This is a genomic window from Candidatus Finniella inopinata, assembly GCF_004210305.1.
GTDB classification, from domain to species: domain Bacteria; phylum Pseudomonadota; class Alphaproteobacteria; order Paracaedibacterales; family CAIULA01; genus Finniella; species Finniella inopinata_A.
The window spans coordinates 1-24,030 of sequence record NZ_SCFB01000005.1; the positions used below are offsets into that span (position 1 = coordinate 1).

General features: G+C 41.5%; 20 protein-coding genes and 1 pseudogene. 7 read left to right on the forward strand and 14 right to left on the reverse strand.

Annotation, left to right across the window (positions count from 1 at the left end; all coding sequences use genetic code 11):
• Positions 1 to 226 precede the first annotated feature (226 nt).
• The 5 genes from EQU50_RS03630 to EQU50_RS03650 all read right to left on the reverse strand — a co-directional run bounded on the left by EQU50_RS03630 (position 227) and on the right by EQU50_RS03650 (position 5,054).
• Positions 227 to 1,060, reverse strand: coding sequence for a hypothetical protein (locus EQU50_RS03630; RefSeq protein WP_130153794.1), 834 nt, complete (start codon positions 1,058 to 1,060; stop codon positions 227 to 229).
• Positions 1,061 to 1,438: 378 nt separating this feature from the next.
• Positions 1,439 to 2,185 (reverse strand): class I SAM-dependent methyltransferase, encoded by a 747-nt coding sequence (locus EQU50_RS03635; protein ID WP_130153795.1) that lies wholly within the window; start codon positions 2,183 to 2,185, stop codon positions 1,439 to 1,441.
• Between the two features lie 3 nt (positions 2,186 to 2,188).
• Positions 2,189 to 3,193, reverse strand: a complete 1,005-nt coding sequence (locus EQU50_RS03640; protein WP_130153796.1) for an ABC transporter substrate-binding protein — start codon at positions 3,191 to 3,193, stop codon at positions 2,189 to 2,191.
• Between the two features lie 14 nt (positions 3,194 to 3,207).
• Positions 3,208 to 4,242: an ABC transporter substrate-binding protein gene (locus tag EQU50_RS03645; protein WP_130153797.1), complete on the reverse strand. Its 1,035-nt coding sequence runs from the start codon at positions 4,240 to 4,242 to the stop codon at positions 3,208 to 3,210.
• Between the two features lie 290 nt (positions 4,243 to 4,532).
• Entirely contained in the window at positions 4,533 to 5,054 is a 522-nt protein-coding gene (locus EQU50_RS03650) for a hypothetical protein (protein ID WP_130153798.1), read from the reverse strand.
• A gap of 186 nt (positions 5,055 to 5,240) precedes the next feature.
• Between EQU50_RS03650 and EQU50_RS03655 the strand changes: the two genes are divergently transcribed.
• The 4 genes from EQU50_RS03655 to EQU50_RS03670 all read left to right on the forward strand — a co-directional run bounded on the left by EQU50_RS03655 (position 5,241) and on the right by EQU50_RS03670 (position 10,132).
• The gene (locus tag EQU50_RS03655; protein ID WP_130153799.1) at positions 5,241 to 6,464 is read left to right on the forward strand and encodes an aspartate kinase; all 1,224 of its coding nucleotides are present in this window, start codon (positions 5,241 to 5,243) and stop codon (positions 6,462 to 6,464) included.
• Positions 6,461 to 7,459: an NAD(P)H-dependent flavin oxidoreductase gene (locus tag EQU50_RS03660; RefSeq protein ID WP_130153800.1), complete on the forward strand. Its 999-nt coding sequence runs from the start codon at positions 6,461 to 6,463 to the stop codon at positions 7,457 to 7,459. The genes EQU50_RS03655 and EQU50_RS03660 overlap by 4 nt, the downstream gene beginning before the upstream one ends.
• A 97-nt stretch (positions 7,460 to 7,556) precedes the next feature.
• Positions 7,557 to 8,825: a carbohydrate-binding module family 20 domain-containing protein gene (locus tag EQU50_RS03665; RefSeq protein WP_130153801.1), complete on the forward strand. Its 1,269-nt coding sequence runs from the start codon at positions 7,557 to 7,559 to the stop codon at positions 8,823 to 8,825.
• A 158-nt stretch (positions 8,826 to 8,983) separates the two neighbouring features.
• On the forward strand, positions 8,984 to 10,132 hold the full coding sequence (locus EQU50_RS03670; RefSeq protein ID WP_130153184.1) for an ISAs1 family transposase: 1,149 nt from the start codon (positions 8,984 to 8,986) through the stop codon (positions 10,130 to 10,132).
• A gap of 179 nt (positions 10,133 to 10,311) precedes the next feature.
• Here EQU50_RS03670 and EQU50_RS03675 read toward each other — a convergent pair.
• The 8 genes and pseudogenes from EQU50_RS03675 to EQU50_RS03710 form a co-directional block, all read right to left on the reverse strand.
• Positions 10,312 to 10,482: pseudogene (locus EQU50_RS03675) on the reverse strand (magnesium chelatase domain-containing protein); the annotation flags it as partial.
• 77 nt (positions 10,483 to 10,559) lie between these two features.
• On the reverse strand, positions 10,560 to 11,063 hold the full coding sequence (rplI, locus tag EQU50_RS03680) for a 50S ribosomal protein L9 (protein WP_130153803.1): 504 nt from the start codon (positions 11,061 to 11,063) through the stop codon (positions 10,560 to 10,562).
• A 15-nt stretch (positions 11,064 to 11,078) separates the two neighbouring features.
• The gene (locus EQU50_RS03685) at positions 11,079 to 12,023 is read right to left on the reverse strand and encodes a hypothetical protein (RefSeq protein WP_130153804.1); all 945 of its coding nucleotides are present in this window, start codon (positions 12,021 to 12,023) and stop codon (positions 11,079 to 11,081) included.
• Between the two features lie 36 nt (positions 12,024 to 12,059).
• Positions 12,060 to 12,287: a 30S ribosomal protein S18 gene (gene rpsR, locus EQU50_RS03690; RefSeq protein WP_130154043.1), complete on the reverse strand. Its 228-nt coding sequence runs from the start codon at positions 12,285 to 12,287 to the stop codon at positions 12,060 to 12,062.
• 103 nt (positions 12,288 to 12,390) lie between these two features.
• The gene (gene rpsF, locus EQU50_RS03695; RefSeq protein ID WP_130153805.1) at positions 12,391 to 12,804 is read right to left on the reverse strand and encodes a 30S ribosomal protein S6; all 414 of its coding nucleotides are present in this window, start codon (positions 12,802 to 12,804) and stop codon (positions 12,391 to 12,393) included.
• A 159-nt stretch (positions 12,805 to 12,963) separates the two neighbouring features.
• Positions 12,964 to 14,376: a hypothetical protein gene (locus EQU50_RS03700; RefSeq protein WP_130153806.1), complete on the reverse strand. Its 1,413-nt coding sequence runs from the start codon at positions 14,374 to 14,376 to the stop codon at positions 12,964 to 12,966.
• Between the two features lie 406 nt (positions 14,377 to 14,782).
• On the reverse strand, positions 14,783 to 16,258 hold the full coding sequence (locus EQU50_RS03705; protein ID WP_130153807.1) for a hypothetical protein: 1,476 nt from the start codon (positions 16,256 to 16,258) through the stop codon (positions 14,783 to 14,785).
• A 62-nt stretch (positions 16,259 to 16,320) separates the two neighbouring features.
• Positions 16,321 to 18,852: a hypothetical protein gene (locus tag EQU50_RS03710; protein ID WP_130153808.1), complete on the reverse strand. Its 2,532-nt coding sequence runs from the start codon at positions 18,850 to 18,852 to the stop codon at positions 16,321 to 16,323.
• A 512-nt stretch (positions 18,853 to 19,364) separates the two neighbouring features.
• On the opposite strand from EQU50_RS03710, the gene EQU50_RS03715 reads away from it, so the two are divergent.
• Entirely contained in the window at positions 19,365 to 20,960 is a 1,596-nt protein-coding gene (locus EQU50_RS03715) for a serine protease (protein WP_130153809.1), read from the forward strand.
• Positions 20,961 to 21,025: 65 nt separating this feature from the next.
• Here the strand turns inward: EQU50_RS03715 and EQU50_RS03720 are convergent, their stop codons facing one another.
• Positions 21,026 to 21,982: a hypothetical protein gene (locus EQU50_RS03720; protein WP_130153810.1), complete on the reverse strand. Its 957-nt coding sequence runs from the start codon at positions 21,980 to 21,982 to the stop codon at positions 21,026 to 21,028.
• 186 nt (positions 21,983 to 22,168) lie between these two features.
• Between EQU50_RS03720 and gpmI the strand changes: the two genes are divergently transcribed.
• Positions 22,169 to 23,695, forward strand: a complete 1,527-nt coding sequence (gene gpmI / locus EQU50_RS03725) for a 2,3-bisphosphoglycerate-independent phosphoglycerate mutase (protein WP_130153811.1) — start codon at positions 22,169 to 22,171, stop codon at positions 23,693 to 23,695.
• Positions 23,692 to 24,030 carry a hypothetical protein gene (locus tag EQU50_RS03730; RefSeq protein ID WP_130153812.1) on the forward strand — a complete coding sequence of 113 codons (339 nt, stop codon included), beginning with the start codon at positions 23,692 to 23,694 and terminating at the stop codon, positions 24,028 to 24,030. The genes gpmI and EQU50_RS03730 overlap by 4 nt, the downstream gene beginning before the upstream one ends.

A 24,030-nucleotide genomic window follows, 5' to 3' on the forward strand; every position in this document is an offset into this window, starting at 1 on the left:
TCTACAAAAGTTTGGGAAATAGCAGAAACCGTAATTTTAAAAACTAGGCTGAGGAGATGTCAGTGCAATCGCCATGGTTCCTGGTGATAGACACCAGGAAATACAATAGTTGCCTCGCCCATCGCTCATCGTGATGAGCGCTTTAGGTTAGTGTTGGGATTCCCATCTTGAGCGAAGGGAATCCTGATCGTTGGGAAACTCTGGAACCTGTCACCTTGTTCCTGGATTAAGGACAGCACCTGCCAAAAGGATGCTTTTTGGTCGCGATATCTCTATATTTAGCCAGTATGGGCGTTATATCATTTTGGAACTTTCGACTCAGTTGGGTGCCTGTTTGTGCATTTGGCAGATCAATAAAAGACTTGCTTATCGAAAAAAATAAGTCGATCAATCGTTTCATACCGTCTCTACCTTTCAAAGTTTGTGCTCCAATATGGTCTAAAAACTCAGGTAAGGTTTTTTTATCAAAAGCTCCTTCCAGCAGGCCAGGCGTGTCATGAGTCAGTGCTGAAAAAACTTTTAATACAGCCTTATATTGTTCTACTGATTCTTCATTTTCTTTTTGTTCAAGGACTAATTCATCAAATTTATGCAATAGAGAATCAAGGGTTGATGCAATAACTTCATAATGTCCTGCCACAGCTTCTGCTATACCATAGGAGGCTTGTTTCCAATCGACCTCATTTTGAGCAGCTATATCTAATAAATGGCAAGCGTGACGATAAACAGACCAATGATGATCCATAGTTTTAGAACACCAACCGTCAATATTTTGCAGTCTTGATAATATGGTCATTCCTGAAGAAACAGTGCACGTTGTTAGGTCACGAATACGCAGTGAAAGTCCCTGAAAAAGAGCATCGCCTTTTTTGTTTTGCAAGGATACTTCAACCTTTTCTACAAGAATCCGATAGGCCGTGATGGATTCTGTTGCCGTCAAGCCTTTTAGAGCCGGTAAACCTGAAAAGAAAATTTCCTTAACCATAGTTCTAGATGCTTTTTTCTCCTCGGTATGAAAAATGGACCTATCCAAATTGAAAGTTGTTGGTGTTTTCGTCACAGACCCCTCATTTAAGCTTGGAAAAATTGGCGTCGGAAGTTGCAGGAGCTTGAGGGCTGGTGAACCAGACATATCGACAGAAGCAGGGGTTGAACGACACAAGCTGTAGGGTGATACACTTGCTGACATTGACATGGGGGTAGCGGTTTGGCTTGCTATCCCAGAAAAAGTAGGAGAGTTGTCTTCGCAACTTGAATAGCCCGAAGCATTCGAATGACTTGAAAAAGCCGCCGAAGACAGACAGGTGAAAAAAATTAAGATAAAAAAAGAACGCACAATTTCCAATGAACACATATGGAATCCTCTGTTGGTTAGATAAGAACAGAGGAATTGTCAGGTATTTAGTTTATTTTTACAACATTTATTTTAAAAATTTAGTTATTTTTTAGCCCGATGCATGGAAACTATCCCTCCCGACCAGTTTTCAAAGCTGACGCCTTCAAATCCAGCCTGTTCAATGTTTTGTTTCCATTGCTCTTGGTTGGGAAATTGACGAATGCTTTCCACCAAATACTGGTATGCGGCTTCGTTTTTAGAGACCCACTGGCCGATTCTGGGTAAAACCTGAAAAGAATACAGATCATAAAGTTTTGCCAAAGAGGGAATCGTCACTTGACTGAATTCCAGGCAAAAAAACCACCCACCCGGCTTCAAAACGCGCCAGGCTTCCCTCAAAGCTTGATCTTTATCGGTGATGTTGCGCATGCCAAACGCAACGGTGTAAATGTCAAACGTACCATCGGGCCACGGCAATTGCTCAGCATTGCCACAAAACCATTCTAGGCCCTTTAACAGCCCCTCGTTGACGGCTTTGTCCCGCCCTTCTTCCAACATGGAAGGCGTTAAATCAACAACAGAAATCTGTAAGCTTAAATGAGGGTACATTTTTTGGATCAAAAGGGCGATGTCGCCTGTCCCTCCCGCCACATCTAAAATGCGAAATTCTGTCTGAAGCGGCAAGCGATGAACAAACGACTTTTTCCAACACCGATGAAGACCCAAACTCATCAGGTCATTCATTAAATCATACCGGGAAGAAACCTTAGAAAACAAATCCCGAACCCTCCCCGTTTTTTCACCAACGGGAATATCTTCAAAACCAAAATCGGTTAAGGGTTCTTTCATTGTCTAATTGCCAGCTTGCGCATCATTCGCTAAATTTCCAACAAGTTGCAGCCCAAGTTTGCGGGCAATGTCGAAATTGATTTTTAGCTCAACTTTGGACGGCCATTCTACTGGAATTTGATTAATTGGCAGACGATCCTTCAGTACTTTAATGATCATTTTTCCTGTTTGACGACCCAACGCATATTGATCAGGACCCAACGCGGCGACAGCACCCTTGGCAATAAAGTCCACATCACTGACAAAGATCGGAATGTTGTTTTGCTCGCCAACTTTGGCGACTCCACCAAAAGCCGCCAGGGCCGTGTTATCATTATTGATAAATATCGCATCGACCTTTCCAACCAGGTTTTGGGCTGCGGCCAGGACTTCAGTCGCTTTACCAGCTGGGGCCAAGATCAAAGTGATGTCATACTTTTTCGCACTTTCTTGCATTTTCTCAACCAAAATCACCGAGTTCGCCTCGCCCGGGTTATACAAGATACCCAATTTCTTTAATGGTTTAAATACTTTCAAAAAGGCTTCAAACTGTTTATCGACATCAACGTAATTGGAAACGCCAGTAACATTTAAATCTGGTTGTTGGGGATTGGTTATCAACTTGGCCGAAACCGGATCTGTGACCGAGGCAAAAACAACAGGAATGTGGGGTGGAGTTTGAGTGGCCTGAACGGCAGCCTGGGAAGGGGTTGTCCCCAATGTCACGATCAGGTCGACTTTTTGACCGACAAATTTTTGAGCCACTTGGGCTGCTAAGGCCGGGTTACCTTGGGCTGATTCATAAACCCATTGCATCGTTTCCAAGGGAATCAGGCCCGCCTCTTTCAATTCATCTAAAATACCTTGTCGTGTTTGATCAAGGGCCGGGTGTTCAATAACTTGAATGACACCTATGGACAGCATTTTTTCTTTAGGCAGTGTTTGATCATCGCGCAAGTATTTTTGGGCCATTAATAAAATACCGCCCATCATAACGATGACGATCAGCCATTTTAGAATTTTAAACATAAGGGGTCTCCGCTTTAGGCAAGGGGTTTGATAAGAGAATCAGCTTTTTCAATAAGCTCTGGCTTGATGACGATGCCCAAGTCTTTAGCCACCTTCAAGTTCAAAACAAAAACATTTTCATGGGCAACTTCCACGGGCAAACTTTTGATGGAATCCCCTTTCAAAAGTTTTATAACCAAGTGTCCTACCTGTTCACCTACCGCATATTGGTCAGGTGCGATACAGGCCAAGCATCCCCTAGAAACTGATTCGGGATCAGAGGAGAAAACGGGTATTTTGTGAAGCTGGGCTGTTTTCAAAACAGTCTCTAATGCGGAAATAACGGTGTTGTCATTCGGCAGATAAAGGGCGGACACCTTGCCCACCAACGATTGGACAGCCGTTGAAACTTCTTTGGTGTTGGTAGCTGTCGCCTGGATAACCTTTATCTTAAAGGCTTCTAAATATTGGGTAATCAATTCAACCATCCGCACGGAGTTCGCCTCCCCAGGATTGAAAATAATCCCAACTGTTTTCAAAGGAGTGTCTACCAAAACATCAACAATCAACTTAGCCTGCTGTTCTATCGGGCCCAAAGCGCTGACACCTGTAATGAATGGTGCCTCTTCGGTCGGCAAAAGCTTAGCCGTTGCTGGGTCAGAGATTCCGGCAAAAACAATTGGCAAATCATGACCTTTCGCGGCACTGTGTATGCTTTGCGCAGATGGCGTGGTGATAGGGACCATCACCAAAGGTTTTAGGCCGACAAATTTGGTGGCAATTTGTGTGGCCGTCGCCACATTTCCCTGGGCATTTTCAAACAAAATTTCAACAGGTTTGATTTTTTCTGCCTTCAGATTTTCAGCACTGAGCACATCCATAATACCACGACGAATCTCGTCCAAAGAGGGATGAGGGGCAATTTGCGTAATAGCAATAATTCTGTGGGGTTTACCAGGGGTCGACAGATAAAGATCCTTGGTGAGGGAAAACGTCAAGTATGCCGAAAAGGCGATTAAAAATGTGAACAGAATGTATTTAAGAATTGAATTGAAAGGTTTCGTAAACATTTGTATCTCTCTTATCTTAAAAAATATCGGCTAGAAATACCGTCTAGCGCGACAGACATAGGAATGCGTGTGCTGAATTTAGCAGCTGGCTGGCCATCGCCAATGTCGTTTTAAGATAAGTAAAGTCACAGATAACCTCATGTAAATACTGTTTCAGGATAGACGCCGTTGTTGGAAAATGCAATATGTTTTGTCATGAATGTCACTAACATCCTAATCCTCACAATCAGTTGCATGCGACAAAAAAGCGCGCTGATGGGCGCGCTTTTTCATGTTTTCAGCTAAAAGGGTTACTTTGTGTTGGTATCTTTGAAAGAAGGCATCTTGTAACGGAAGGTTCTTGTTACGGTTAAATGTTCACAGGGTATCGAATCTTTGTCATGGGCAGTTCGCTCAAAATGCACATTAAACAATCCATTCCGGGTTGTTGTTGCACTAATACTGCACCAATCTACAGAGCTTTTCAAAATAGCTTCCATCTCAGAATCTTCTATCGTTTCTTCGTTAAAAAAAGATTGGTAATCATATTCCCAGTCAGCGACTTCTTCCCATCCATTTTCCAGCACGGCATTCCATCCATTTTTTCTAAAAGCATTTTCTAAGTTTTGGCGACTCTGGGTTTTAATATTTCCAACCCTTTCTTTATACTGTCTTAACTCAGCGGGATGATGTGTTTTCATGTAGTTATACTTGGCTGCCCAATCATTTGGATTATCATAATTCAGATTTTGAGTGCTGCTGGAGGCCCCACTCGCATAGCCGGAACACATCAAGGCACTGGTTATTATTAAAAAACTAAAACGCTTACTCATAAATACTCTTATTTAAAATATTAAAAATTGACCTCATGTTTATAGCATTTTCAGCTAAATTAAAGTAAATTAATTTCAAAATTTTTTGATCACCCCTTCATCGGTTTTTTTACGATGACTTCTTAGGGTAGATACGCTACTAATATAGTCTCCACGATTAAACAATAAAGTTATTCAACGTATGTTATGGCCCGTTATGTTTTAAAATTTGGGGGCACGTCGGTGGCGAATGTCACACGATTGCAGCATGTCGCCCATATCATCAAAAAGCAAGCCGATGCAGGCCATGAATTGGTTGTTGTCGTCTCTGCTATGGCGGGTATTACCAACAAACTCGTTGAATATGCCCACAGCCTATGTCCCGATAAATTAACCAATGAACATGACGTTGTTTTATCATCAGGAGAGCAGATAACATCTGGCTTACTTGCTTTGGCCTTGTCCCAACTGGGGTTTCAGTCACGTTCCTATCTAGCATGGCAAATTCCCATTCAGACCGATGACACGCCATCACAAGGTCGCATTTCAAATATTTCCACAGCGCGTTTAGAAGAATGCCTGCGGCACAAAAGAATCCCCGTAGTGGCTGGGTTTCAAGGTGTTAATTCTGAGGGGCGTTTGACAACATTGGGCCGTGGGGGGTCAGATACGACCGCTGTGGCTTTGGCCGCCGCCTTAAATGCGGATCGATGTGATATTTATACGGACGTTGATGGCGTGTACAACGCTGACCCTAGATTGGTGGCAAATGCGCGCAAATTATCGCGCATTACGTATGATGAGATGTTTGAGATGGCAGCCCAAGGTGCTAAAGTCTTGCAGGCGCGATCCGTCGAATTAGCCATGAAACATGGTGTTAAGCTGCGCGTTTTATCAAGTTTTGTGGAAACCCCAGGCACAGATATCGTCAAAGAAAGGGAAAATGTGGAAAGTACATTGGTCAGTGGCATCGCCCACAGTCAAAATGATGTAAGAATCACCATCAAAAATATTCCAAACCACGCCCAAAGTGTTGCGACAATTTTCTCGCACTTGGCAGAGAACGCTATCCCGATTGACATGATTGTTCAAACCAGTGTCGTCCATGATCACGTGGATTTGACCTTTACCTTGTTGCATTCCAACCTTGAACGAGCCCAGCACGTGTTGAAGGAGGTTCAAAAGATCATCCCTTATTCTCAGCTGGATATTGATACAGACATCGTCAAGATTTCTATTATTGGCGTTGGCATTCGAAGCGATTTGAACAGCCTTCAGCTTTTGTTTCAAACCTTAGCTATTCACAATATTTCTGTACAGTTGATGACCACGTCGGAAATTAAACTATGCGTCATTATCGATAAACACCACACAGATGTGGCCTTGAACGCCCTTCACCAAGCGTATGAATTAGAAAAGGTTGCTGCATGATGACCTTAGAAAAGCTGTGGGGAAAAGGGACGACGTTTTTAGGGACCAAAACAGCCATATTAGCGGGAGCCATGTCGTGGGTTTCCAATCACACGTTAGTGGCGGCAATTTCTAATGCAGGTGGCTTTGGCGTCATAGCCTGTGGGTCGATGAACACAGAATTGTTAGCAGCCGAAATAGATAAAACCCAACATCTGACCCAAAAACCATTTGGCGTGAATTTGATTACCATGCACCCAGATTTGGATGATTTGATTGATGTGTGCGGGCGTTATAAAATAGGTCATGTTGTCCTGGCCGGTGGGCTTCCCAAAGCTGCCAGTATTCAACGGTTGAAAGATCATGGGTGCAAGGTTATCGGTTTTGCCCCTGCTTTGGTCATTGCCCGAAAGCTTGGAAAAATGGGCGTCGATGCCCTGATAATAGAGGGTAATGAAGCCGGTGGGCATATTGGGCCCGTCTCGACCAGTGTTTTGGCCCAAGAAATCCTTCCCCACGTTCACGATATTCCGGTCTTTGTGGCTGGTGGTATTGGTCGCGGTGAGACGATTGTCAGCTATTTGCGGATGGGGGCGGCCGGTTGTCAGTTGGGGACGCGTTTTGTGTGCGCGACCGAATCGCCGGCGCACCCTGATTTCAAAAAAGCCTTTATTCGTGCCCAGGCCCGGGATGCTGCCGTATCGGTTCAGCTTGACCCCCGATTCCCCGTTATTCCCGTGCGGGCGCTGACCAACCCAGCCAGTCAACAGTTCATGAAAATTCAGGCCGAGGTCATTCAAGAGTTTGATGCCGGCCAACTTGATTTAAAACAGGCCCAGTTAAAAATTGAACACTATTGGGCGGGGGCTTTGCGAAAAGCTGTTATTGATGGGGATATCGAGAATGGTTCCCTGATGGCGGGGCAAAGCGTAGGGCTGATTACGAAAGAGCAAACCGTTCAAGAAATTATGGATGAGTTGACGGATCAAGCCAGGGGGTTTTTAACGAAGAATTAATCTAATAGGCCTTGTGAAAAAAATTCTTCTTTAATTAAATATTAACATATAGAGGCATATAATATATTTAACACAAATCTGTAAATCACAATATTAAATGGCTTTTAGTTTCAATAAATATTTTATAAAGACCGCAGTCTTCGTCTTATCGCTGCTTTCTTCCTCAGGAGGTTTTTCAGCCACAGAAGATGGGCAAGCCCTTAAAAATCCAACCTCTCAAATTCGATATAAATGTAATCTGCGTCGTGATGGCGTCCCACCCCAAGTTCTTGAGAAGTTATTGCAGCATCCAGCTGCGAAAAGAGGGAAGGCTACTGCTGAGGCGCTTAAGAGAACGTCTGCGCCGCTTCCGCCCTCTTATGATATGCGCACTGCTATTGGAGGCGTCGACAAGGCTGCAGAAATTTTTCCTGTATACGACCAAGCCGGGCTTGGATCTTGCACGGCCAATGCTTCAGCGGGGGCTTTACAATATCTAAGTATCTTGCAAGGGGTAAGACCTAATGCTCCATCCCGTTTATTTATTTATTATAATGAAAGAGCCCGTATTTTGGGATGGGATCCTACCCAAGACACAGGGGCCTTTGTCTCCACCAGCGTTCTTGCCATAGCAGAATACGGGGCGTGTTATGAAACGTCATGGCCTTACAGTGATGTTTCGTATGGTCCATCACCCCTCTTTTTTAGCCAACAACCAAACGACCCGTGTTATAGCGCCGGACTCAGTAATGTTGCTCTGGCTTACGGTCCAGTCCCTCAAGATTTAGATACCATCAAACAATATTTAAGCAGAAATGTTCCTGTCCTTATTGGCCTGTTGGTGTACAATTCTTTCTGGTCTTCTTTATGGAATGGTGGGGTTGTGCCCATACCTGACCCAGCGAATGAATCACTGAATGGGGGGCACGAGCTGATGCTGGTTGGGTATGATGACGTGAGCCGGCGATTTACAGCACGAAACTCTTGGGGAACATGGAATGGTAACAAGGGTTACTATTCCATGCCGTATGATTACGTCGCATCCCCTTATTTATGTTTTGATTTTTGGTTTATTTCAAGTTCTGGGGCCAATATAAATGTAAATTTTTCTGTAACTGCTAATACGGTTTGGGGTCAAAATATTTACCTGGTAGGTGATATTCCAGAATTGGGAAATTGGGATATTAATCAAGCGCTTCGATTAACTTGCCCAAATTATCCAAACTGGACGGGCAGTCGTACTATTGCAGCTAGCAAGCCCATAATAAATTATAAATACATCAAAAAGGATGCAAAGGGGAAGGTTATTTGGATGTCTGGAGACAACTTGTCTTTCAGTCCGACAACAAGCCCTCAAAATCTGACTCCGGATGAGTGGAAAAATTAGCCTTCTTAAAGATAACTTCTTCGTTAAACACCCATGGCGATTGCACTGAAAATTAGTTTAGTATTCTAAAAATTATTTCCTAATTTTTTATTCGGCTTTTCTGCTGTTCTATCCGTTGTTATTATTCTTTTTTCTCAATAAAGAAAAAGGAAACAGGGATGCAGTTATCAGATACTTTCCTCAAACATTTTGAACCTCTTGCCGATCCTCGTATTGATAACCACAACAAGCTTCACAAATTGCACGATATCTTGGTAATAACAATATTGGCCACAATTTGTGGCGCTGATAACTGGGTTGATATTAGTGAATTTGGCAAAGCCAAATACGATTGGTTATCAACATTTCTCGAGCTGCCTAATGGTGTGCCATCTCATGATACTTTTGGCCGTGTGTTTTCCATACTTGACCCAGAGCAATTTGAATCCTGCTTTTATGCATGGATCAAGTCACTCTCTATCGATGTTAATTCTGAGATTATTGCTATTGATGGAAAAACGCTACGGGGTTCTGGCAACAGAAGAAAAGAGAAAAAAGCCCTACACATTGTAAGTGCCTGGGCAAGCAATCAAAGTCTTCTTTTAGGGCAAGTTAAAACGGATGAAAAATCCAATGAAATTACAGCCATTCCAAAATTACTCAAGATGATTGATGTTACTGGTAGTACAGTCACCATTGACGCCATGGGTTGTCAGCAGTCAATTGCTGAAGAGATCTTAATTCAAGGTGCAGACTACGTATTAGCTCTAAAAGATAATCAACCGAAGCTTCATGAAATGGTCAAGGCAATTTTCCATATAGGAGAATCACGTCAGTACAAGAAGATGCTTAATCGACGGAAAGTAGAGAAGATCCATGATCATGGTCGCATAGAAACACGTCGCTATACATTAGTATCAGCACGCGATCCGGCAGTATTTCAACTTCGTTGGCCTGGGTTAAAGGGTGTTGGCATGCTTGAAACAACACGCACAACTAATAATCAGGTTGAGCGTAGTACCCGCTACTTTCTAACAAGTTTAGCCTATGAAAATATTGATCAGTTTATGGTTGCTGTCAGAAAACACTGGAACATAGAAATTAACCTGCACTGGTCTTTGGATGTAGGTTTTAGGGAAGACCATAACCAGGTGCATGTTGGCCACGCGGCCAAGAATTTGGCTGTCATGAGACGTATTGCTTTGAATCTACTCAAGCAAGAAAAAACGAATAAACGAGGGGTGAGCTGTCGACGGAAGGTAGCAGGCTGGGACAACAAATACTTATTGAAAATTCTAACCGCTGACCACAATTTAAAGCGCGTTTGAGCGGATTGACTGATATAAACGGTAAGTCTTTTAAAGGGGAGGATAGTGTCTAAAAATAAAAAAAACAGGAAGTAGATCTCTCAAAACCTACAAAATCAAATCAATCTACAAAAGTTTGGGAAATAGCAGAAACCGTAATTTTAAAAACTAGGCTGAGGAGATGTCAGTGCAATCGCCATGAGGCCCAAATGATGGAAACTGGCACGAACGCGTTCGCGTGATTCGCCAACTGCTTTATCGGCCAATCCAACGATATTGAAAGCCGGCAGTCCAGGGGACATTTGAACTTCAACGGTTACTTCTTCAGCCTGAATGCCTTGGAAAGCAACCGTTGAGATTTTACTAATCATGGAGGAAGACTTGTTAAAATAAAGCTAAAACAAGTCTAAACTTAAAGGGTTTAACGAATCGTTAAAATTAGTAACTCTTAAGCTTCTTCAGTAGTCTTAGCAGCTGCTTGCTTTTCTAATTGCGCATTTGCTTCTTCTTCCGATTGGGCAATCTGAACAGTGATTAGGACTTCAACTTCTGGGTGGACCATAATTTTTGCCTGATGCATGCCCAATGTTTTAATTGGAACTGATAAAACCACTTGGCCTTTGGTAACCGTATAGCCCTTGTTTTGCACAACCTCAGCAATATCCTGCGCCCGAACGGAACCATAAAGATGTCCGACCTCGCTGGCTTGGCGGATCAAGGTGACGGTCAGACCGGCCATCTTTTTGGCGACATGCTCAGCGTCTGCTCGATGCGTCAAATTGCGCGCCTCTAATTGAGCGCGTTGTGATTCAAAATGCTTTACGTTAGATTCTGTGGCACGCAATGCCTTTTTCTTGGGCAACAAATAGTTGCGCGCATACCCCTGCTTTACGGTGACAGTTTGTCCCATTTGCCCTAATTTTTCTATTCTTTCCAGTAAGATGACCTGCATCCTAGAAGCTCCCTACTAATCGTCGTTATGGTGTGTGTTGCGTTGATTTTGAGAAAAACGCTGTGTTAAGGCATACCATGGTTCTATGAACCCAAGCAATACAATAAAAACAAGTGGCCAAACAAGCAGAAAGCAGGCCATACAAAGGACGCGGAACCACAGGCGCCCTGAAGCCAAGGCGCTAAGACGCAAATAACAAATACGAAAGCCCGTAAACCCAAGGGGGACACAGCTTAAAAGGGCCGCTGTTTTGGCCATAAGTAAGGTTTGGGGTAAACATAAAAATTTGAACAACATCCACGCCATCATGCTCACAACGACCATAATGTCCCAATACGTCGGGACTTGCCAGGCCTCACCTTGAAAATGTCTAAGGTTGCGATGAACCTTTTTTAAGAGGGTTTGTGCTGTATAAACGTTTGCGGTTAAAGAGGCCATCATGGATAGTCCCACAAGGCTGGGCAGCCAACCCACCATTTGTTCGATCATGGGGGAAAGGGAAGGGGAAGCCGTTGTCATTTGGTCTAAATGCCGCAGGATGCTTTGTTGCCAGTCAATTTCTTGGGCGTTCAAGAGGGCAAGCCCGCCTAGAACCAACAACAAAAAAGTCATCGTCATTTTTGACAAAATCATACCAGGCGCATGCGTCCAGTGATCGTTTTTCTGGTAGAGGAAGAGGGCCGAAATGGCCATAAAAGGCATAAAATGAAGAATAAAAAAGGCGTAGCCTGCCAAAGGACTGCTAATAAGGAAAGCAAAAAAAACGGCGCTTAATCCGGCTTGTAGTCCACTTTTCAAGCCAAGGCTGAAACTGACAAAAAACAAGGGTACCAGTAAAAAAGGGCTTAGGATCAAACCAATGACTGGAATTTGGGGGATAATCACTGCCCACAAAGCCGATACCAAGCCAGCTAAGGTGGTTTGTAGAAGCGGTGGTAAATTAAAAAAAGAAGTTATCATAAGAAGAGGAAGGGGGGCTGCCCCTTCCTGCAATTTTTAACCATTAACGTATGGCATAAGGGCCAAGAAACGGGAACGTTTAATAGCTTGAGACAACTCGCGCTGTTTTTTTAATGAAACAGAGCTGATGCGGCTGGGGATAATTTTGCCACGATCTGAAACGAATTTTGACAAAAGGCGCACATCTTTATGATCTATTACTAAAGCCTTTGGTCCTGAGAATGGGCAGCTTTTCCGCCGACGAAAAAACTGACGTTTAACCATAGGCTTCCCGCCTTCGCCACGGTTGCCTTCGCCACGACCAGCGCCTGAATCTTGATTTCTATTGGATTGATTATTGTACATGAAATTATTCTCTCATCAAAAATTAATAAGCTTGCTGCTGTGCTGGCCGATTGGGCGGAGTCTCACCCTCAAATTCACTATCGTTAAAAGATGAGTAATTACTATCTTCACGGTAGTTACGCTGCATTAACGCTGATGGATTGTTATCCAATGCTTCTACACGCACACTTAAGAAACGCAAAATATCTTCGTTTAATTTCATTTGGCGTTCCATCTCTGCAATTCCTTTAAAAGGACAAGCAATATTCAAAAGGACATAATGCCCCTTTTTATTTTTTTTGATGGGATAGGCTAAGGCTCTTAATCCGCAGAACTCGGTCTTTGTGACTTCACCGCCGTGCTCTTTGACAAGGGCTGTGAAATGCTGGGTCATGGTTTCGACCTGGGATGATGTGACATCCTGTCGAACAATAAAAACGGTCTCGTAGTATCTCAACTTAAATAAACTCCTTATGGTTGGTAACTTGCAACAAGCAACAGCTTAAACATTCTTTAAGCAAGGAGGCTTTGTTATGCTCAAAACAATAAAGAAAAAGCCAAGACAAAGCAATCTTAAATAGTAATCAGAAAGGGATGGCCCGTGATTTTGAACAGTTTACCCTTTGGCCAAAGGCAACATACGTTCAAAAAATTCAGCTTTATGTTTTGCTTCCAATCCTAATAATGCTTCGGCTCTTTTTTTATTTTCTTGCAAATAGGGCAACATCTTGCCATACGTATCCGGTTGGATCGATTGAGCAATCGAAATAATTTCTTCGGCTGTTTCGGCTATGAACATGCCCCTTTCATCAAAGTAATCACGGACGTTAGGGCAGCCTAAATATATGGGAACTGTTAAAGACACAAAACAACCCAGTAATTTTTCTGTGAAATAATTTTTTTGTCTGCAATTTTCCATAGCTATATTAAATTGACTGTCAAAAACTGGTTTCTTTGAATCTGTTGGGAGGGCACGGCCCTCGTATTCAGGAAATTTCGCGATGTTTCGTCTGGAGACATAAAAACGCGTGGTCTTATCCTTACCCTTACCGTTACCCAAATCTTTTTCCGCATTCCATATTGAGGCTCTTATCTTATAAGAAGTCCCTTCGAGGTTATAGTCGATTCCATTTTCCCCCATACTTAAAAGGAAGGAAATAGAATACTCCTTCTTTTCCGCTAAGGAGCTAGAATCAATCCAGGTCTGCATATAGCCTGGTATTACGCGTGTGTTTTCGCCAAGGATAGTAGGAAAAAATACACGATCAAACCCCATAGAGATTCTCATGACATATTCAGTGAATCGTTCAAAATATATGTTGAAAAAAGGTTCATCCACAGAATGAAAAAAGTTAATCCTTAGGGGGTTAATCAATTCTTTATGCCACGACTTATTATAAACATAGGCCCTGTGTAGCAAATGTGGTCGTGGGTGATTGCATGCAGAAACAGCATGATTCCACGCAAATTCAGGATAAACGTTTTGATCTATTACTTGATTCAAAAACATACTGTGGTAAAAGCTTTTCTTCGATGAATTGTCAGGTAAAAGGTTAACTCCTCTTTTGACTTGAGGGATAAATCGCATGCACATTTTTAAACTGGTATCTGGCGAAATATGTAGATTAATTTTAAACCGATTGAGTCTGATAAGCGCCTCAACGGCAAGCCATGCTCTGGTCAATTCATCTTCTTTTGCGTAAACATCAATGACTTCTGCAGAATCACTAATGGATAATGGGGGTCGATTTAAAAAATCTTTAAGCGGATTGCCTTCACAAGGAAAGGCTCTTTGGTACAAAGTTGTGTTAAACCAAGAATTTGGATCCGTGTGGGTATACCAACCTTTATGAAAATCAATGGAAAGAAAATGATCTAAAGGTTCTTTTCCAGAAGCTTTTAACTGGTCAGCGTATTGTGCTTGATAGAAATCACTATCGAAATACGAAGACAACGCAATTGCATCTTTTTTAGTCTCATCCTCAGCTTTTTCAAAATCAGAACCATGGGTATAAAAGCTAAAACACATGATATATAATACAAGTATAAAGTGCCTAACAGCGCCCATATAAAACTCAAATATAAAATTTATATTACATAATAGCATCTAAACATATAAGCGTCAATAATAGATCAATTGCTTTTTTTATGTCCTTCTGTGGTTTTTGAGGTGACCTCCATTTCTTTCTATTAGAAATATATTTGGAGAAACCCACAAACCAGGAAATGACTTGGTTTTTTTGATTTCTAAGCCCTCAATTTTGTGTATCATGAGCCCAAGAATTTTTAAGAAAAAGGATGAGGATTATGCGTATAGCTGGTAAAGGGGATTTGGCAGACTTGAAAGAAAAAGCTAAGGCAAAGCAATATTAAATAAATGGCTTAAAGGGGATAGTTTCTCGGATTTGAGAGCTATCCCGTGGTTTTGAATATTTTTATCCTTTGACCAAAGGCACCATACGTTCAAAAAATTCAGCTTTATATTTTGATTCTAATTCCATTAACGCTTCGGCTCTTTTTTTGTTTTCTTGTAAATAGGGCAGCATCTTCTCATACGTGTCTGGTTGGATCGATTGAGCCATTGAGATGATATCCTCAACCGTCTCGGCTATGAACATGCCCCTTTCATCAAAGTAATCACGGACGTTAGGACAGCCTAAATATATGGGAATTGTTAAGGACACAAAACAACCCAATAACTTTTCCGTCATGTAATTCACTTGCCTGCAATTTTCTATGGCAATATTAAATTGACTATCAAAAATCCACTTCTTTGTGTCTGTTGGCAAGACGCGGCTTTGGTATTCTTGAGGATATTTTTCTATATCACGCTTGGAAACATAGAAACGTGTGGGCTTTTCTAGGCTTTTTTCAGCGTTCCATATTAAAGCTCTGACTTGATATAAAAACTCAGGGTTATTAAAATTAGTTCCATCTCCATTTAGGGATGTGCTCAATAAATTTGATATAGAAAATTCTTTATTGATTTTCAATGTATTGACGTCAATCCAAGATTGCATATAACCCGGTATAACTTTTGTGTTTTCCCCAAAAATGATAGGGAAAAACACCAGATCGAATCCCTTGGAAATTCTTTTGATATATTCCTTATATTGTTTGGTTGAAAAATAGGGATAAGACGCATAAAGAAAAGGTTCTTCTACTGCATGAAGAAAATTGACCCTTAAGGGGTTAAGTAATCGTTTGTGCCATTCCCCAATCTCAATATATCCATAAGCTCTGTGCATCAAATACGGTCGTGGATAATCGTGTGCAGATATAGCACGATGCCACCACTTGTCTTTATGGTACACACTTTGATCTAATATTCGATCCAAAAAGGGGCTCTGGTAAAAGCTTTTCTTTGATGAATTGTCAGGCAACACGTTGACCCCTCTTTTTTGTTGAGGGATAAATCGCTTGGATATTTCTGGATTAAAGTCTGCAGGAGTATGTAAATGAATTTTAAATTGATTGAGTCTTATAAGCGCCTCAACAGCAAGCCATGTTCGGGTAAATTCAGTTTCTGTTGTGTAGACATCAATCACCTCTGCGGAATCATTAATGGATAAGGGGGGTTGATTTAAAAAGTTTTTAAGGGGATTGCTTTCACATGGAAAAGCTCTTAGGTACAACGTTGTATTAAACCAGTCGTTAGGGTCCGTGTGGATGTTCCAATCTTTGGTAAAAGCAATGGAAAGAAAATGATCTAAAGGTTTTTGCCCTGAAGCTTTTAACTGATCAGCGTATTGTGCCTGGTAGAAACCATCATCAAAATAGGAAGGCAATGCCGAATCGTCTGTTACTGGCTTCTCATCATTTTTTGAAAGTGTAGTACTATGGCCGATATGTGCACAAAATATAAAAGCTATAATATTTAATAGTAAAATGTAGTTTTTGACTTTATTCATTTTTATCTCCAAATATAAATTTAAACATGTTATGCGTATTTTTTTTGTTTTGAGAAGGTGGTTTATTCTGATCCTTCGCCGGGTTGAATTTGGTATGTTAGAGTTTGGATGTTATCTTGTGTAAGGTCTATTTTCCCTTGGGCCAACCAACCGTCACAGTCATCAATTTGATCTTTTGCAATAGCGGTTCCATAACCGTGAGTTTTCCATAATTGCCATGCGTAAATTTCAGGCGTCAACATTACGGACCCGGACCAAGACCATTCGATAACAGTCTCATCTCTTTGATTACCATTACTTAAAGAAAAGCACATACTCTTGCGGTTGCTTAAAATAACAGAACAAGTTGGTGCATTCTCATCAAAAAAAGGATCAATTGATATTCGTCTCCAAGGTTTTGGGCGACCATATCTTATTAATAAACCTTCACCTGGCTGTGTAAGGTACTTTCTTGAATTGAAGTCAATTCCTGAGACTATAAACGTAACGGCTATTTGAGAATTTAATGAACTTGGCGATAGAATTGGCGCAGGCGGACTGACAAAATTACTTTCTAAAGACGCAAAGGTTGGAGTCTCAAGGTTGACCGAGGAAGGATCCTCAGCTGTTCTATCGGTCATATCTTTTTTTTCTTTTTCACAAGGATGTGGGCTAAGTGTTTCTAAAACCTTTTTCAAGGGCAGTTCCATAACGGCAGAAATTTTATCATTGATGCCGATAGATAATAGAAGATTGTCTTTTTCCCGGATACAACCATATGGAAGTATCGTATTGGCTGCCATGTGTCTTTCTAGGTGGGGTGTAGAAACGAATAAGGGTGTTTTAGAATAATCGGTTATATTGAATTCATTATCAAACAGTAGAAGCCCTAAGAAATATTGCCTAATGCCGTCCGTTGTAACAAGGTGAGAATGGAAAAATGTTAAATATCTTTTACATTCATTAATGAAAATAGGATTGGTAGAGGCTCTAATGCGCCCGAAAAGCCAATCTCTTATCACTAAGGATTTTTCAATAAGTTTTCTAGGATTTTTTAAGCTATCAGTTGCATCAAAAACAACCATTGGATCAAGCATGGTAATGATCATTAATCTTTGATCTTTTTCAAAAAAGGCCCAGTTTTTTTGTAAACTGTTTTTAGTATTATTATTATCTATGCATGGCCTGGAAGAGGTTATAATTTGTTGACCTGGTGAGAAAGATCCTATTTTCATGCATGATTGGTAATGATAGGAATCATCTTGATAAGAAACATCCGACACATAGCTTGCATAAAGTTTATTTTTGAAAACCATCAATCGAGCATCTTCGTGAAAGACAACCGGCCATTGATCCTCAGGTATTTTTGGAAGTTGTATAAGTGGACAATAGGAAGTTATTCCAAAATTCTGGTCAACTTTTGCAAAAAACGTTTCTGCGTAATAAGGGGGGTTATGTTTTGGAAAATGAACTCGAAAGGTCATATACCTGTTTCCTGCATATTCTATCAGACTTGGGTTATGGGCTGCTGTTCCTAAAAAAACCGACGTATCGATAAGCTTCAATTTTCCACCATAAGAAGAAACCTGTTCAGCGGGTGTTATACATTTTAGAAAATCCGACTCGGCATGGCTTAACCGTGATGATTCTGAAGGATGAAATTTAATATCTATATTATGGACACGAATGGAGGGTGTGAAATTGACTCTACAGAAATCTTCCAATATCTTATCGGTTATATCTTCTGTTGTTTTTCCAGAGAGACTGACAACTTCACTTTTTAATGATTGTGGGGGACTGGGGCTAAGCGTAGCTAGTATATTTTTTAACGGTAATTTCATAATTCCAGAAATTTTATCATTGATGCCGACAGATAATAGAAGATTGTCGTTCTCACGAATGCAGCCATGAGGCATTATTGTGTTGGCTGTCATATGTCTTGGTGTGTGAGGGGTAGACATAAACAATGGGATTTTAGAATATTCGGTTATATTGAAATTTCTGTCAAAAAGTAAAGCGCCTAAGAAATGTTGCCTAATGCCGTCAGTTGTAAGAAGGTTAGAATGGAAAAATGATAAATACCTTTCAAGTTCATTAATGAAAATAGGATTGGTAGAGGCTTTAATGTGCCCAAAATGCCAGTTCTTTATAACTTTGGGTTGCTCGGTGATTTTTCTAGGATTTTCTAAGCTGTCAGTCGCATCATAAACAACCATTGGGTCAAGAATGGTCATGATCAGAAGTCTTTGATCTTTTTCAAAAAATAACCAGTTATTTTGTAAGCAGTTTTTGGCGTTATTATTAGCTATATTTGGTCTAAAAGAAGTTACAATTTGATAACCTGGTGAAAAAGATCCGACCTGCATGCATGATTGGTAATGGTAGGAATCATCTTGATAAGAAACATCTGAGACATAGCTTGCATAAAGTTTATCTTTAAAAACGACCAAACGTGCATCTTCGTGAAAAACAACCAACCATTCATCCTCCTGGATTTTAGGTAGTCGAATGAGTGGGCAATAGGAAGTTATCCCAAAATTCTGATCAACTTCTGCGAAAAACGTTTCTGCGTAATGCGGTGGGTTATGTTTTGGAACATGAACTCGAAAGGTCATATACTTGTTTCCTGCATATTCTATCAGACTTGGGTTATTAACGGCAGCGCCTGGAAGAAGTGACGTATCGGTAAGCTTCAGCTCACCACCATAAGATGAAGCCTGTTCAGCAGGTGTCAGACATTTTAGAAAATCTGACTCTGTATGGTTTAAGCCTGATGATTTAGGTTTTAGGTTAATATCAAAATTATGGACACGAATGATGGAGGATGATTCAGTCCCGGTCGATACGGTACAGTGAAATAAATTAAAAAAATATTAAATAATATGAATTTTATTTTCATGATAAATTCGATTTAAATGGATCAATTGATTTATTTTAAACTCGAAATAATTAATTTATAGTTAAGAGTGTTGTTGCAGCTAAAATCCCATAATTTCAAAAAATGTTTTGGGATTTAGCCATGCAACCCAAACCTTCGCTTTCATGGCATAATTTTGTTTTTTGATTTCTAAGCTCTCAATTTTGTGTATCTTGGGCCCAAGAATTTTTAAGAAAAAGGACGAGGATTATGCGTATTTTCAAACATATGACAGGGGCGGTAATCGGATTATTAATGGCATCTCCTTTGATGGCATCCACACCTTTTGCGGCACCGCAAGCGCCTACACCTTCTCCTCAACCATCAGCCCCTATGGCAGAACCGGAGAATGATAAGTCAGAGACTGACAAAAAAGATACATCAAAATTTTCCGATCGCAGAAAGCTTTTAGATACCATTCGCCAAGGTGTTGTGATCATTAAGACAAAGGCCCAGATTGGGGGCAGCGGCGATGCGGCCTCTTGGTCAGGGACCGGATTCATTATTCATTTAGGAAAAGGATTGATTGCAACCAATCACCATGTGGTGGGCAATACAGTTTGTACCTATGAAATCAAATTTTCTGATGGCACCACGGCACCAGCAAAACTGGCATATTTTGACCCTCTTCACGATTTTGCTTTCTTAAGGGTTGACCCTGAAAAGCTTCCCAAAAAAAGCTTAGCGCTTGAACTAAGCGACCAAAGTCCCAAAGTAAACGACACTGTTTATTCCATGGGGAATTCAGCCAATGATGAGTTCTCAACCTTTAAGGGCACGGTGTTTAGCATTTATGAAAACATGGGACCCTTTTCAGACCAATCTTTTCGATTTTCTGGTTTAACGGTCGGCGGTGCCAGCGGTTCCCCTGTTTTCTCTGAGGATGGTAAGGTCGTTGGAATTATTTGTGGGGGCAAGTTTGTCTCTGGCGCTGCCTTACCTATTCAATATGTGAAAGATGCCTTGAAATATGTGCAGGAGAAAACAACTCCTCCGCGATATTCCATTGGGACTACTTTGACGTATGGCGATCTTAGAGACAGCGTGGAAGCCGGGTTGATTCCTTCTAAGGCTGCAGAGGAATACCTGACAGCTTTTCCAGAGGCAAATAACAAAGTCTTGATAGTTGATTCGCGAGCCGCAGGATCTGAGGCCCTTACCAAATTGGAGGGAGGCGACATCATTTGGAAAATAGATGGCCAGCTGATAGGTCCGGAACTGTATAAATTTGAAGCCATCCTTAATCAAAGCAAAGTTAAAGATACTAGCATACTGGAAAATTTAGTTGGCAGCGGTAAAAACAGGGAAATTACCCTACACGTTTATAGAGGCGGTCAGCTTAAAGAAATCAAAATCACCCCCTATGTGTTGACAACATATAAACAACAACATTTTATTCGTTTTGCGGGGGCTACTTGGTTTGCCGATAACGAACAATCACGGTTGATGATTGGCGATCTGGGGCCAAGCGTTTACATGTCGCCCAGCGATTCTGTGTCGCCTTTTAAAGAACTTTTAAGTAACATGCCTCTTTTCCCAAGTCAGCCGATTAAAATAACCGCCATAGAAGGGTATAAGTTAACAAACCTTGAAGATCTGGAAAAAGCCATTAAAGCGATTAAGAGCAAAAGAATATTGGTTGTTAAATATGTGGATTTGATTGGAACCTTAGGGTTCGATGCGATGCTGCTGAGTGATCGTCTTGAACGGCAAGGATTGGTAAAATACCAGGCTGAATTTGATACGCCTAAATTCTATCGATTTGATACTGATAAAGAACAATGGGGTATTCAAGAGATTAAGTGAGAAGAAAATCTGAATATCTAGTCATCAACCCCCGCGAAAAGGCGGGGGCTTTAGGAAAAAAACTATCAAGTTTTTAAAGTGGTGAGCACATCTAAAGTAGGTAAATCTTTAGCTTTATTCCTTTCGTACTCATCCTTAAACATATTGAAGCCTGCCGTATCAATAACGTTCAGGCCTTTTGTACGGTCAAATGTTGCGACTTTTTTAGATCCCCTTAGAAAATCCCCTGTCCAGTAAATCTCTATCTCATCCGCGTTCTGGAAGTAAATTGGGAACCGAGAATAAAAAAGCTTTCCTTTCTCAACACTATCAGTATGGGTAGCCTGGTAAAAGGCTTGGACTTTTTCGCGATGGTTTAAGGCATTTTCACGATTTTCATCACCAGAGCCACACAGAAGGAGGACAATTCTATAACAGTTACGTTTAAGGTTCTTATAAAGATTCTCAATTGCGCCACCTGTAGAAGTGGTGCCGTGGCTGACATTAAAGCGATTCTTAACTGCTTCATTGAGAAGGGTGTTTGCGATGTAGTTAGATGCCGCACGCCATTTGTTATAAGCAAGACTTGAGACGGCTGCGTAATCCTTTCCTTCCGCTTGACTTCGTGCAATCTGGAAATTTGATTTAGCCATCATATAGGTGAACATGTATTTAAGGGCAGCTTGGTCAGGATCGATATAGGTAAGATCCAGATCGGGATGATTCTGCATGTAGGATTCAAGGATTGTAGTTTTACTAGAACCAGGCCCCCCTGCTGTTGCCACATAAACGGGCTTTTCCAGTGTTTTCTTACCTGCGAAGAAGAATTTTCGAATGTTATCGAGATCTTGGTTGATAAGCGTAACGTCGCTAGGAGAGTATTCCGTCAGTAGTGGTTTTATGACTTGCTCATTTGGAATGACTTCAGAGGAGTCTGATGAAGAAGACGAGGCTGATGAAGCTATTGCTCTAGAGTTTAATGCTAAAACCAAAGAAAACAATAATATATTCAACTTTTTCTGGGGTTTTGAAAATATGTTCATGATGATGTAACTCCTTTATGAATTATTCACAGATATAAGGGTGGGTTAAGCTTAAATCAAGTTAAAAGAGGGGCGATGTGTCGTGCCTTTAGCTGTTTCAGCTTTAGGGTCCCTTCTACAATCACTGGGCAAGAAAATCCAACTCTGCTAGGGTTAACCAAATAAAAATAACTTTGTTTTTTAAAAATGAGTAATTCAAAAACCAAGGGCCTTGTTTTATGTATTTTGGATGGTTGGGGTGTTGCCGAGGCCAGTGAAACGAATGCCATCAGTTTAGCTGCCACTTATTGGGCGCAGATGCTCTTAAAATATCCCCACACAACCCTTGCCGCCTCTGAAACAAAAGTGGGATTACCCCAGGGACAGATGGGCAATTCCGAAGTTGGTCATATGGCGATTGGCTTGGGACGGGTCATGATGCAAGACTTACCAAGGATTAATCAGGCGATTGCGGATGGAACTTTACAGACCCAAGAGCCCCTTGAAGATTTGATCGCAGACTTAAGTCAAAACAAAGGTGTTTGTCACGTGATGGGGTTGTTATCCTCTGGCGGCGTGCATTCCCATCAAGATCACTTCTTTGCTTTGTTGGAAATTTTGAATCAAGCTAAAATCCCTGTCAAAATTCATGCGTTTTTGGATGGCCGAGATACCCCTCCGAAGAGCTCCACAGATTCGATTAAAGCCTTGCAACCCTTTTTGAACGATCAAATTCAGCTGGCAACTTTAAGTGGTCGTTATTACGCGATGGATCGTGACCAACGATGGGATAGAACGACCAAGGCTTATCAGGCTATTGCTCACGGCCAGTCGGATCATCATTTTAAAGATGCGTTTGAGGCGATTGATTTCTTTTATGAACAGGGTATTATGGATGAGTTTATCCCTCCATGCGTAATTGATCCGTCTTATGAAGGTATGGAGGATGGGCAGGGACTTCTTATGGTGAATTTTCGGGCTGATCGCGTGCGCCAATTGTTGACCATGCTGGTGAATCCAACTTTTCCTGATCGTTCTAATTTTATTAAATGGACCGCTGCCATTGGGATGGCGGAATATTCGGATGACTTGACCCCCTATTTGCCTCCCATTTTCCCAAGAATCCCTTTGCACAACAGTTTGGGCGAGGTGATAGCCCGTGCCGGTAAGGCTCAACTGCGCATAGCCGAAACCGAGAAGTATGCCCACGTCACTTTCTTTTTTAATGGTGGGCGTGAACAACCATTTGACCAAGAGGATCGGATTTTGATTCCATCGCCCGATGCGGCTACGTATGATTTGCACCCAGAAATGTCGGCGGCTGTCGTAACAGAGAACGTGGTTAAAGCCATTCAGCAAGGTAAGCATGAACTGGTTATTGTGAACTATGCGAACCCTGATATGGTAGGTCATACAGGCAATTTAGAAGCCACAAAAAAAGCGATTCAAACGATTGATGGGTGTTTGAAGCAATTGGAAAAAGAGGCTCTTATCAACAATTGGACTGTTATTGTTACAGCTGACCATGGGAATGCGGAACAAATGACCGACGATAAGGGGCATATTCATACGGCCCACACGTGCAATCCCGTGCCTTTTTTGGTGATGGACCAAGGGGAAGGGACATTACGGTCGGGGGGGGCATTAAGTGATATAGCACCCACAATTCTGGAAATATTGGGGCATCCCATTCCGGTTGAGATGACCGGGCAATCTTTGCTTGTGAAGCCATGAAAGTACTATCTTTCATTATTTTATGTCTTATTCAAAACCTGTACGCAGCTAACCCCTCTATTGTGTCCCTTCAACAACGGGAGGGCATCCTTTTGGAACAATGGCATCAACAGCAAAGTCAAATTGGAAAAGTTCTACATCGGTTAAGGCAAAGACAATTCTCCACACATCATATTCACATGGTATGCTTTAAAAACCTTAAAGCTTTGGTTCACCAGAATTTAGCCATGCGGTCTTTAGAGGGCCCCTTTAGAAATCAAAATGAGCAGATCATAAAGCTGTGTAACGATATTGCCCAGGTGCGTCGTGAGTTAAAAACCTTGTTGGGGCGGTAA

Excerpts from the sequence above, each read along its gene's own strand:
- EQU50_RS03730 (WP_130153812.1), top strand. The coding sequence starts at position 23,692 with ATGAAAGTACTATCTTTCATTATTTTATGTCTTATTCAAAACCTGTAC.
- rplI (WP_130153803.1), bottom strand. The coding sequence starts at position 11,063 with ATGCAGGTCATCTTACTGGAAAGAATAGAAAAATTAGGGCAAATGGGA.
- EQU50_RS03660 (WP_130153800.1), top strand. The coding sequence starts at position 6,461 with ATGATGACCTTAGAAAAGCTGTGGGGAAAAGGGACGACGTTTTTAGGG.
- EQU50_RS03720 (WP_130153810.1), bottom strand. The coding sequence starts at position 21,982 with ATGAACATATTTTCAAAACCCCAGAAAAAGTTGAATATATTATTGTTT.
- EQU50_RS03670 (WP_130153184.1), top strand. The coding sequence starts at position 8,984 with ATGCAGTTATCAGATACTTTCCTCAAACATTTTGAACCTCTTGCCGAT.
- gpmI (WP_130153811.1), top strand. The coding sequence starts at position 22,169 with ATGAGTAATTCAAAAACCAAGGGCCTTGTTTTATGTATTTTGGATGGT.
- EQU50_RS03715 (WP_130153809.1), top strand. The coding sequence starts at position 19,365 with ATGCGTATTTTCAAACATATGACAGGGGCGGTAATCGGATTATTAATG.
- EQU50_RS03685 (WP_130153804.1), bottom strand. The coding sequence starts at position 12,023 with ATGATAACTTCTTTTTTTAATTTACCACCGCTTCTACAAACCACCTTA.
- rpsR (WP_130154043.1), bottom strand. The coding sequence starts at position 12,287 with ATGGTTAAACGTCAGTTTTTTCGTCGGCGGAAAAGCTGCCCATTCTCA.
- EQU50_RS03655 (WP_130153799.1), top strand. The coding sequence starts at position 5,241 with ATGGCCCGTTATGTTTTAAAATTTGGGGGCACGTCGGTGGCGAATGTC.
- EQU50_RS03700 (WP_130153806.1), bottom strand. The coding sequence starts at position 14,376 with ATGTGTTTTAGCTTTTATACCCATGGTTCTGATTTTGAAAAAGCTGAG.
- EQU50_RS03635 (WP_130153795.1), bottom strand. The coding sequence starts at position 2,185 with ATGAAAGAACCCTTAACCGATTTTGGTTTTGAAGATATTCCCGTTGGT.
- EQU50_RS03645 (WP_130153797.1), bottom strand. The coding sequence starts at position 4,242 with ATGTTTACGAAACCTTTCAATTCAATTCTTAAATACATTCTGTTCACA.
- EQU50_RS03650 (WP_130153798.1), bottom strand. The coding sequence starts at position 5,054 with ATGAGTAAGCGTTTTAGTTTTTTAATAATAACCAGTGCCTTGATGTGT.
- EQU50_RS03665 (WP_130153801.1), top strand. The coding sequence starts at position 7,557 with ATGGCTTTTAGTTTCAATAAATATTTTATAAAGACCGCAGTCTTCGTC.
- EQU50_RS03710 (WP_130153808.1), bottom strand. The coding sequence starts at position 18,852 with ATGACCTTTCGAGTTCATGTTCCAAAACATAACCCACCGCATTACGCA.
- EQU50_RS03705 (WP_130153807.1), bottom strand. The coding sequence starts at position 16,258 with ATGAATAAAGTCAAAAACTACATTTTACTATTAAATATTATAGCTTTT.
- EQU50_RS03640 (WP_130153796.1), bottom strand. The coding sequence starts at position 3,193 with ATGTTTAAAATTCTAAAATGGCTGATCGTCATCGTTATGATGGGCGGT.